Here is a 3351-nt window from a genome sequence, read left to right as displayed (position 1 = left end):
CGTGCCATGCCATCTATGTCTGAATTTCTGTATATCTGCGAATATCTCGGCGTAACGCCGCGGGAATTTTTTGATACGGGCACGGAAAATCCGGTCTTGCTGGAACAGGTAACAGATGCCCTGAAGTCCCTTAGCACCTCCGATCTATATCTGCTCATCGAAATCATCAAGCGCCTGTCAAAGAATCCTGACAATCGCGTAGGAGGCGGTGACTAACCACCGTCCTCTCACACCACTGTGTGTACCGTTACACGGTGGTTTCAATAGTTGACGTGCATGGACTGATAGGCTGTGGTTAAATCATAAAAGCCCCTGCTTATCAGTCTTTTGTTAATGCTCTTTTGACCGCACCTACATTTGCCATTCTCCAGTAAGCTTTTCGGCTATAGGCTCCTTCACAGGCTACCCATTCCGGCATTCCCAGCCCTATCAGCTTCCGTTTCCGGGGCTTTGGCAGTTTCCATTGTTTCCAGATACACATTTGTATCCTTCGATACAGCCATCCATTCAATGCTTCGATGTTACCCGTCAGGCGCACGATAAAAAAGGATTGATCCTTCTCTAACGGATCAATCCTTTTTTATTTTTTGGCTTTCCTCTATTCATGAGCCAGCTTGAATCTGATATACTTTTAATTTTCCGATGGATGTGACCAATTCTTCTTTTGCACCTGCATCATAATAAGTATGAATATACTCCATCGTTTTTCCAATTTCATTATCCACAAGATAAATCTTTTCATTTCCGATCATATCCTTATATGGGTTCTGAATCTCATAAGCATCCAGCTGTTCAAAATAAATCGGAAGGTTCGCTGTCCAGCCACCTAACGCATAGATATTTGCCGACATTCCAACTGGAATCTGGTCAAATACGCCATACGCATCAAAAAAGGAAAGCAATCCTACCTTGGTCAGATACAAATGTCCTGGATCATTATGAATCTGCTCGATTGCAGCACGGGTCTGCATCATTTTCTCTGTTTTCTCTTCTGAATTCCATCTTCCCCGCTTATTCCAAGTACCCTGTGAAACACATAACACAGCCGCAAGTAGCATAACTCCGGAGCGATTAGAAAAATATAGCTTATTACCCTGTAGCCCCCATAAAACAGTCAAAGATACCGACAGCCAAATGCCAACGTCCACCCGGTTGTATAGATATCTTCCTCGATAATATAAATAGAAATACAAAAACATGATTACCACTGTTTCATAAACCAATTTGATTACCGTTTTACAGCTACGATCCCCCCACAATAAACTGATCACAAAAAGTACCAGAAAAATATTGAAACTTGCGATTGTAAAAAACTGTATCGGAAACGTATCAAAAAATTCCTGCAAGAATGACCGATTGATTGCCTTTTTCTCTTTCAATGCTACAAGTTGACGCATAACATCCACTGTAAATTTATCTGTATCCTCAAAATTCCATCCTCGATAGAGCTGATATGCATTTTTGTCAATCCCTAATTCTTCATACGCTTCCTGATTCATGGTATAATCCGGGAAACCATAGTCATATAATTCCGTCCGAAGTTCATTAAATTCCTGATATTCCTTCCATTCTGCTGAACGATACGCCCTTTCATTGACCAAATACAGACCAGTAAGTATTAAAAAAAGCCCACCCCCGAGAATAATGCCCCGCTTCCAGAATCCCTTTCTCGGATTCTGGAACTGTTCCCAAAGGATCGGTATCAACATTGCTGACAGCAACGCGCCTTCTACCAAAAACTGCATATCCCGATACATAAAGCCAACTGCACAAAGCACCAATGCACAGGCAACTGTTCTTTTTACATACTTATCTATAGTCAGCGCATAGCACAATAAAAAAAGTCCTGCAGCAGATACGATTCCTGCTGTTTTCGTATATTGAATCTTAATATATCCTTCATAAGAAAACGGAATAAGTAACACAAGTATGATCCAAAATGCAGAACTACTCTTAATTTTTTGAAACAGAACGTAACTGATAGCTGTAAACGCCAGAAACAGTACAAAATATTGCATTATTGCATACATTGAAACAGAAACCGGACATATCTTATAGCTAAAAGCAATCAGCAACCCCAGCAGGTAATTTATATAGACGAGATGTGCATCCCAGTTCCCCTTTACGCCACTCACAATATTCTGAATGCCAATATCATCATTTGTCTCATACCCCGGTCGAAAAATAAACACCAGCCCTATCAAAATAGCAATATTCAGTAGAATGGAAAACCAAACTTTTTGTTTCCATTTTTCAATCTTCTGCATGTTTATTCCACTCCTCTTCCCACGTTCTTCTACTGATAATATATCTTGGGCGTTCTTTCGTTTCCAGATAAATCTTTCCGACATATTCTCCAAGTACGCCAATACAAATCAGCTGCAAACCGCTTGTAAAGCAAATAAATGCACAGATACTTGCCCAGCCCTGTACTGTATTACCGCAGAAAAATTGAATCACAATCCAAATGATTGATAAAAAACTAAAAAATGAAACTCCGATTCCAACAGATGAAATAATTCGAACAGGTTTAATGCTCAAACTTGTAATTCCATTAATCGCAAGTTCCAGCATTTTACCAAGTGGATAGTGACTTTTCCCTGCCATTCTCTCATGTCTCTCATAATAGACACTCGTACTCGGAAAACCTACCAATGGAACTAATCCCCGCAGGTAAATATTTACCTCTTTATACTTCGCCAGCTCATTCAGCACACGTGAAGAAATTAGCCGATAATCTGCATGATTAAAGACAACCTCTACCCCCATTTTCCACAGTAGGCGATAAAAGGCCTCTGCTGTCACTCGCTTAAAAAAGGTATCTGTCTGTCTGCTACTTCGAACACCATACACAATCTCATATCCGTTTACATACTGCTCCAGCATGTCATCCATTGCGTTAATATCATCCTGTCCGTCACAATCGATGGAGATCGTAACATCACATTTTTCTTTTGCCTCCATCAATCCTGCAAGCACAGCATTCTGGTGCCCTCTGTTTCTGCTTTGTGCAATGCCAATGTAATGCTCATCATTTTGGGCAAAACCACTGATAATCGGCCAAGTTCGATCATTACTTCCATCATCCACAAACATGATCCTGCTTTTTTCTGAAATCTTGTTTTTTTCAATTAATAATTGTAATTTCTGCAAAAACAGAGGTCCTGTTACAGGAAGCGTTTCCTCCTCATTGTAACATGGAATCACAATATACAATATTGGTTTTTGTCGCAAAGTTCTCTTTTCCTCCACCCTAAGCATTCACATTTCTCTTTACTGCCGGATATAAATCCCCTGAGACTCAATAAAATCATCAAGATCCTCTATCGTCTCCTGCGCCCAGGTCTCACT

General features: G+C 40.4%; 2 protein-coding genes and 1 pseudogene. 1 reads left to right on the top strand and 2 read right to left on the bottom strand.

Annotated elements, in window-relative coordinates; translation table 11 throughout:
* Positions 1-216: pseudogene (locus Q0F58_RS18335) on the top strand (transcriptional regulator); the annotation flags it as partial.
* A 386-nt stretch (positions 217-602) separates the two neighbouring features.
* On the opposite strand, the gene Q0F58_RS18330 reads toward Q0F58_RS18335, so the two are convergent.
* Positions 603-2267 carry a hypothetical protein gene (locus Q0F58_RS18330; RefSeq protein WP_294379333.1) on the bottom strand — a complete coding sequence of 555 codons (1665 nt, stop codon included), beginning with the start codon at positions 2265-2267 and terminating at the stop codon, positions 603-605.
* Complete coding sequence (locus Q0F58_RS18325; protein WP_294379332.1) at positions 2254-3261, bottom strand: glycosyltransferase family 2 protein; 1008 nt, start codon at positions 3259-3261, stop codon at positions 2254-2256. The genes Q0F58_RS18330 and Q0F58_RS18325 overlap by 14 nt, the downstream gene beginning before the upstream one ends.
* Between the last annotated feature and the right edge of the window lie 90 nt (positions 3262-3351).

The sequence above is a fragment of the uncultured Clostridium sp. genome (assembly GCF_934754915.1).
Lineage (GTDB): Bacteria > Bacillota > Clostridia > Clostridiales > Clostridiaceae > Clostridium.
This window is presented reverse-complemented; position numbering and strand designations above follow the sequence as displayed.

Coding starts and splice junctions, on each gene's coding strand:
- Q0F58_RS18330 (WP_294379333.1), bottom strand. CDS start 2,267: ATGCAGAAGATTGAAAAATGGAAACAAAAAGTTTGGTTTTCCATTCTA.
- Q0F58_RS18325 (WP_294379332.1), bottom strand. CDS start 3,261: ATGCTTAGGGTGGAGGAAAAGAGAACTTTGCGACAAAAACCAATATTG.